This window comes from Emticicia sp. (assembly GCF_049241225.1).
Classification (GTDB): Bacteria; Bacteroidota; Bacteroidia; order Cytophagales; family Spirosomataceae; genus Emticicia.
This window is the reverse complement of the sequence record NZ_JBMLRC010000225.1, coordinates 1-6,547: the sequence shown is the minus strand read 5'-3', so window position 1 is coordinate 6,547 and position 6,547 is coordinate 1. Positions and strand designations below refer to the sequence as shown.

Below are 6,547 nucleotides of genomic sequence, written 5' to 3'. Positions count from 1 at the left end.
TTAAAAATTTGCTGTTTATAATTTTAGCATCATCAACAAGTTTTGCTCAGATAAACACGCCAGCGGCGAGTCCGTCAACGACACTTTCGCAAACGCTTGGCCTCACAAAAATTACGATTGATTATAGCCGACCATCGGTAAAAGGTCGTAAAATATTTGGTGATTTAGTGCCTTACGGAAAAGTATGGCGTACGGGTGCGAATAAAATCACCTCTATCAAATTTGATGATGAAGTATATGTTCATGGTGCTGTAATGAAAGCAGGAAGCTACGGACTTTATACAATTCCTGGCAAAAGCGAATGGACGATTATCTTCAACCGTGATGATAAACAATGGGGTTCGTATGGCTACGACATCAATAAAGATGTGATTCGCTTCAACGTTCAGCCAATTCAACCACAAGAATTTACAGAGAAAATGACGATTGATTTTGTGGAATTTACACCAACCAGTACCGAGCTTTCAATCAAATGGGAAAGCACTGAAGTGCGATTCAAAATCGAACAAAGAGGTGTTGATGAGAAAATAATGGCCGAAATTGCCGAAAAAACCGCAAAACCTGATGCTACAACTGACACCTATTTCTCGGCAGCTGATTTTTATTACCAAAAAGGTGTAAAACTCGACCAAGCACTGACATGGGCCAATAAGGTTGTTGAAAAAGAAAAAGAATATTGGACATACCAGCTCGTGGCACGTATTGCCGCCAAACAAAATAACTGTGCAGTGGCTATTCCAAATGCCGAAAAATCAATGGAATTGGCTAAAAAAGCAGGCGATGATGCTTACATTAAACTCAACCAGGCGGTTTTGGGTCAATGTAAAAAAGGATATTAGAGAAATTATCTAAACGTGGCACATCTTGTTATGAACGATAATGAGATGTGCCACGTTTTTATTTTCGTAGGAACGTCCAAATTGGGCGTTCGTCCTACAGGGAGAAAAAAATTCACAAAACACCAGTTTCAAATAACAAGTAACTAATTATATGTTAGAGCAATTAGAAGCCATAAGAGAACGCTACGAAGAAGTTTCGCAGCAGATGACGATGCCCGAAATCGTGTCTGATATGACGAAGTTTACTCGTTTGAGTAAAGAATACAAAGATTTGGAGAAAATCGTCAACCAACTAAAGGTTTATAAAAATGTACTTTCAAATATCGAAGGTGCAAAAGATATTATTGCCAATGAAAAAGACGAAGATATGCGTGATTTGGCAAAAGAAGAGTTAGACGAGCTTTTGCCAAAACGAGATGAATTAGAAGCAATTCTAAAAGAAATGCTCATTCCGAAAGACCCGAACGATAGCAAAAACGTAATCCTCGAAATCAGAGCAGGAACGGGTGGCGACGAAGCCTCAATTTTTGCGGGAGATTTATTCAGAATGTACCAACGTTTCATCGAAAAACAAGGTTGGAGAATGACACTCCTCGACCACAACGAAGGCACTGCGGGTGGCTATAAAGAAATTGTGGTACAAGTTGAAGGTGATGACGTTTACGGAAAGCTCAAATATGAGTCGGGTGTGCATCGCGTGCAGCGTGTACCTGCTACCGAGTCTCAGGGTCGTGTGCATACATCAGCCGCTACGGTGGCCGCACTTCCCGAAGCTGATGAAGTTGACTTAACCATCAACATGAACGATGTAAGGATTGATACATTCTGTTCGTCGGGAGCGGGTGGGCAGTCAGTAAATACCACTTATTCGGCAGTTCGTATGGTGCATATTCCTACGGGCGTAACGGTTTCTTGCCAAGATGAGCGTTCGCAAATCAAAAACCGTGAAAAAGCCCTTTCGGTTTTGCGTTCGAGACTTTATGAAATGGAAATGGCCAAACACAACGAAGCTATCTCTGCCGAGCGTAAAGACTTAGTAGGAAATGGCGACCGCTCAGATAAGATTCGTACATACAATTACCCGCAAAGCCGTGTAACCGACCACCGTATTGGTTTAACGGTATATAACTTACCAACAGTAATGGAAGGTGAAATTGGTACATTCATTGAGCAACTTCGCATGGCCGATAATGCTGAAAAAATGAAGGAAAATGCAATGGCGGTGGCGTAAATTTCAGTGGGCAGTTTTCAGTAGGCAGTCCTCAGTAGATAGTTTTTAGCCTTCAATGGGAAGTTTTCAATCCTCAACAGGCAGTCATAATTTTCTACTTTTTGCAGATTCAAACTTGTCCATATATTAAAACTTACTAAAGTTGTAGTCAGTGGTGCAAGACTGCTAACTGCCTACTGAAAACTGTTTTATTCGTATATTCAAATTTATTAAAGTTGTCGTCGTAATGTAAGACTGCCAACTGCATACCGAAAACCATAGACTACTAATGTCGTCTTTTAAAGATTTAATTGTTTACAAAAAAGCTTTTTCTTTATCAATGGAAATTTTTGAAGTAAGTAAAGGATTTCCGAAGGAAGAAAAATATTCGCTCACTGACCAAGTTAGACGCTCTTCACGGTCGGTGTGTGCAAATATTGGGGAGGCTTACAGAAAAAGACGCTACCCTGCTCATTTCATTTCGAAATTGACTGATTCAGATGCCGAAAATAGTGAAACCCAAGTTTGGATAGATTTCGCATTTGCCTGTAAATACATTGATGAAAATACTTCCATATCTTTTACCCAAAGAAGTGAGGAAGTAGGGCGGCTAATTAATCACATGATTGCAAACCCAGAAAAATATTTATAAGTTTTGCAAACTACCAATTAAAGACTAAAAATTATAATCAAAAGTTGCCCACTGCAAACTGCCCACTGAAGACTTAAAACTATGAAACTCTGTCTTGCCACAAACAATACCCATAAAGTAGAAGAATTACAAGCACTTTTGGGCGATACATTCCAACTTCAAACACTCAGCGAAATAGGTTGTTTTGATGATATTCCCGAAACTGCCGATACTTTCGACGGTAATTCTTTACAAAAAGCAATGTATGTTTGGGAGCGTTTTCAAATCGACTGCATTGCCGATGACTCTGGCTTAGAAGTCGATGCACTCAATGGCGAACCTGGGGTTTTCTCGGCACGCTACGCAGGTGAGCATGGAAATCATGCCAAAAATATTGATAAACTGCTCGAAACCATGAAAGGAGTTGAAAATCGTGCAGCTCAATTTAGAAGTGTGATTACATTGCTTATTGATGGGAAACCTAATTTTTTCGAGGGAATAATTCGGGGAAAAATCACTCATGAAAGACACGGAGAAAAAGGCTTTGGTTATGACCCAATTTTTGTTCCTGAAGGTTATGACCGCACTTTTGCCGAAATGACTATGGAAGAGAAAAATCCAATCAGCCACCGAGGCTTAGCCGTAGCAAAAATGATTGAATTTCTGAAAAAGCATAAAAAATGAGCGAGGCCAATGGCTTCGCTCAAAAACTCGTCATAGGTAAAAGTATTTCTGAATGTCTCAGAAAGGTAATCAATTCTTTTCTGATGCAAAATTGATAGAAATCTTCCAAATAAACTACTCCATCATTATCTAATACTTGTGCTTTATTAACATTATTTATACATTTGTTGAACGTATAATGATAATAAAGCATGAAAGTTGAGTACGAAAAAATCTCACCCGATACTGGTAGCTCATTTCGTCTGATTCATTGGAAGTCAGAAAACGACCGCTATTTTTGGCATTATCATCCCGAATACGAAATTGTTTTTGTAAGAAAAGGTTCTGGAAAACTCCACATTGGCGAACACCTCAAAAATTACGAAGAAGGCGAATTGGTTTTTATTGGCCCCGACCTACCACACACAGGTTTTGGCTACGGAGTAATTGGTGAACACGAAGAAATTGTGGTGCAACTCCGCAAAGATTTTTTGGGCGAAGAGTTTATGCAAAAACCTGAATTGCAGCACATTAGGGAGCTTTTCGAGCGAGCAAAACAAGGGCTTTCGTTTCAAGGGAAAGCCCGAAAGATTGTAGCTGCTAAACTTCAAAAAATGCTTACGCTTTCACACTTTGAAAGGCTTGTTGAGTTGCTGAATATTTTTCATACACTTGCTACAACTAACGAATTTTCGGTACTAAATGCCGTTGATAAACGTTTTGATTTTAATCATAAAGATGAAGACCGCATCAACAGAGTTTATGAATATGTGGAGCAGAACTACCAAAAAAGCATTAATATTCAAGCCGTTGCCGATTTAGCAAATCTGACCGTTCCATCTTTTTGTCGATATTTCAAGAAAATTTCGCACATTACCTACACTGACTTCGTAAACGAATATCGAATCAATCAAGCTTGCCGTTTGTTGTTTGAAAACAAACCTATTGCCGATATTTGTTTTGAAGTGGGTTTTAATAATATTTCCCACTTCAATAAGACCTTCAAGCAACTAAAAGGCGTGAGTCCGAGGGAATATAAATCAGGCATGGAAAAGTAATTTATAAATCAATCGCACAATCTAAAATCTTTCACAATGAATCGTACTATTCGCCTAATAATCTTCACTATTGTTGTCAATCTTTGTATTTCATGTAAGCAAAAACACACTGAAATCAACTATCCAACAATAGACTATCTGACTGTCAAGAAAAAATTAGATACACTCAATGTTAATTTTAATCATAGTGGCTATAACCCAACTGTAACAGTTCTGAAGCACGAAAATAAGCAAATTGTTTTCTTCGGTGCATCGCACGTACGTGGCATTGACCACCCACAATTCAAGGCACTGGAAGAGGCTTTTATGAAGCAAAAGCCACAAATAGCCTTCAATGAGGGTGGACAAGTAGCCGAAACAGAGCATTATGCTACGAGAGATTCGGCTATTTTGAAAGATGGTGAAACAGGTCTTGCCAAATTTCTATGTGATAAAACCAAAATCTCACTCCTTAATGGCGATATGAGTGCCGATGAAGAATTTGCTGGTTTATTAGGCAAATTTCCACGTGAGCAAGTATATCTTTATCTTGGAATTGAGCGATTTTTACAACCATTCTCACAAGGATTTGTAGGAGAAGTGCCCATAGATACTGCTTTTCAGAAAAGTTTTATAGCATACTTAGACAAATATAATTTCAAACCAACTACTCAAGAACGAGACCTTTCTTATTTGTATAAGCTTTATTTTCAATACTTTAAGAAGAAAGTTGACTTGAAAAATCTTATACCAGTACATGAATATTATTTACTTGATACTGGAATTTTTGGTAAAATCGGCCGAACATCAAAAGACATTCGTGACCAAGCATTACTAAAAAAAATAGATGATGCCTTAGATAAATATGACCGAGTTTTTGTGGTCTTTGGGGCATCGCATTGGATGGCTGTTCAGCCTGCTTTAAAATTTATTATTGAGAAAAAGCGGTGATAAACATAAGTCGTTGCATGGAATCTCTTTATCAATAATTTCAATTCTTTTCATTAATTTCGCCCTCGAAACTCAACAAAAACTTCTTCAACAATGAATAATGCCTTTTTTAAAGTTCCATCGCCTATCAATGAGCCTGTTTTGAATTATGGCCCAGGTTCTGCCGAAAAAATCGCTCTCAAAAAAGCAATTGCCGAAGCTCGCTCAAAGGTCATCGAAGTTCCGATGTACATTGGCTCTGAACTTATACATACCGATAATAAAATCAAACTTTCGCCTCCGCACGACCACCAACACATCTTGGGTTATGCCAGTGAAGGCGACGCTTCGCACGTTCACAAAGCCATTGATGCCGCTTTGGCTGCTCGTGAAAATTGGGCAAATCTTTCGTGGGAACACCGTGCAAGTATTTTCTTGAAAGCTGCCGACCTTTTGGCTGGCCCGTATCGTGCAAAAATCAATGCTGCTACGATGCTCGGACAGTCGAAAAACGCTTACCAAGCCGAAATAGACTCTGCTTGTGAGTTTATCGACTTTTTGCGTTTCAATGCTTATTTCATGCAACAAATCTACGCTGGTCAACCAGAATCAGTGCGTGGCTTATGGAATCGTGTAGAATATCGCCCGCTCGAAGGTTTTGTTTTTGCACTTACACCATTCAATTTTACGGCCATTGCGGGTAATCTTCCTGCGTGCGTAGCCATGATGGGTAACGTAACTGTCTGGAAACCAGCCTATCCACAAATATATTCGGCCAACGTAATCATGGAGGTTTTGCGTGAAGCAGGCTTGCCCGATGGCGTAATCAACTTGATTTATGTAGATGGCCCCGTAGCTGGCGATATTATTTTCAAACACCCTGATTTCGCAGGAATTCACTTTACAGGTAGCACGAAAGTTTTCCAAACTATTTGGCAAACAATCGGAGAAAATATCTCAAAATACAAAACTTATCCACGTATTGTGGGCGAAACTGGTGGAAAAGACTTCGTTGTAGCTCACGAGTCAGCCGAGGTAAAGGCTCTGACAACGGGCTTAGTTCGTGGAGCATTCGAGTACCAAGGACAAAAATGTTCGGCGGCTTCTCGTGCCTACATTCCATCTACGCTTTGGCCAGCCGTAAAAGAGCAACTTATTGCTGATTTGAAAGAAATCAAAATTGGTGGTACAGAAGATTTCTCAAATTTTGTGAATGCCGTTATTGATGAGCGTGCGT

The 6,547-nt window shown here is 39.4% G+C and carries 7 protein-coding genes; all 7 read left to right on the top strand.

The window, feature by feature from the left end; genetic code table 11:
* Window positions 1-839, top strand: an 839-nt coding sequence (locus ACOVO2_RS12555; RefSeq protein ID WP_421770311.1) for a DUF2911 domain-containing protein, incomplete at its 5' end; no start/stop codon positions are given.
* Window positions 840-990: 151 nt separating this feature from the next.
* Complete coding sequence (gene prfA / locus ACOVO2_RS12550; RefSeq protein WP_421770310.1) at window positions 991-2,070, top strand: peptide chain release factor 1; 1,080 nt, start codon at window positions 991-993, stop codon at window positions 2,068-2,070.
* Between the two features lie 268 nt (window positions 2,071-2,338).
* Window positions 2,339-2,701, top strand: coding sequence for a four helix bundle protein (locus ACOVO2_RS12545; protein WP_421770309.1), 363 nt, complete (start codon window positions 2,339-2,341; stop codon window positions 2,699-2,701).
* An 81-nt stretch (window positions 2,702-2,782) separates the two neighbouring features.
* Window positions 2,783-3,364, top strand: coding sequence for a non-canonical purine NTP diphosphatase (locus ACOVO2_RS12540; protein ID WP_421770308.1), 582 nt, complete (start codon window positions 2,783-2,785; stop codon window positions 3,362-3,364).
* 191 nt (window positions 3,365-3,555) lie between these two features.
* On the top strand, window positions 3,556-4,401 hold the full coding sequence (locus tag ACOVO2_RS12535; RefSeq protein WP_421770307.1) for an AraC family transcriptional regulator: 846 nt from the start codon (window positions 3,556-3,558) through the stop codon (window positions 4,399-4,401).
* Window positions 4,402-4,437: 36 nt separating this feature from the next.
* Window positions 4,438-5,331, top strand: a complete 894-nt coding sequence (locus ACOVO2_RS12530) for a hypothetical protein (protein ID WP_421770306.1) — start codon at window positions 4,438-4,440, stop codon at window positions 5,329-5,331.
* A gap of 93 nt (window positions 5,332-5,424) precedes the next feature.
* On the top strand, window positions 5,425-6,547 hold a 1,123-nt coding region (locus ACOVO2_RS12525; protein WP_421770305.1), incomplete at its 3' end, for an aldehyde dehydrogenase family protein.

Coding starts and splice junctions, on each gene's coding strand:
- ACOVO2_RS12540 (WP_421770308.1), top strand. CDS start 2,783: ATGAAACTCTGTCTTGCCACAAACAATACCCATAAAGTAGAAGAATTA.
- ACOVO2_RS12530 (WP_421770306.1), top strand. CDS start 4,438: ATGAATCGTACTATTCGCCTAATAATCTTCACTATTGTTGTCAATCTT.
- ACOVO2_RS12545 (WP_421770309.1), top strand. CDS start 2,339: ATGTCGTCTTTTAAAGATTTAATTGTTTACAAAAAAGCTTTTTCTTTA.
- prfA (WP_421770310.1), top strand. CDS start 991: ATGTTAGAGCAATTAGAAGCCATAAGAGAACGCTACGAAGAAGTTTCG.
- ACOVO2_RS12535 (WP_421770307.1), top strand. CDS start 3,556: ATGAAAGTTGAGTACGAAAAAATCTCACCCGATACTGGTAGCTCATTT.